We start from the raw sequence: 336 nt of genomic DNA on the forward strand, positions 1-336 counted from the left end.
CACTACTACGCGCTACACCACGGCAAGGCCGGGCGTGCCGGCAGCGTGCCGTCGCGGTTTTTTATGCGTTATTTGGGTGGGGCATTTTCAGCGTAAGCCAGCTTGCTTAAGCTGCTACGCAAATTTTCCACCTCTTGTTTCCCTAATATTGCTTCATATTCCTGCTCAATCGATTTGATGGAAGCATGGATTTGCTGCAAATAATCGACACCGGCATCCGTAAAAAAAATAATCTGTGCCCTGCCATCGGATTCGTCCTGTGAGCGCGTGACCAGACTTGCGTCCTCCAGATCCTTAAGCAGTTTGCCGACCGCCTGTTTGGAAATGCCCGCGCGT

1 protein-coding gene is annotated in these 336 nt (G+C 51.8%); it reads right to left on the minus strand.

What is annotated here, in order from left to right:
• Positions 1-68 precede the first annotated feature (68 nt).
• Positions 69-336 (minus strand): MarR family winged helix-turn-helix transcriptional regulator (locus ACTIKR_RS19710; RefSeq protein WP_442328786.1); only part of this gene is annotated, 268 nt, incomplete at its 5' end.

Origin of the sequence: Advenella sp., from assembly GCF_052108595.1 — a bacterium.
GTDB lineage: Bacteria > Pseudomonadota > Gammaproteobacteria > Burkholderiales > Burkholderiaceae_B > Advenella.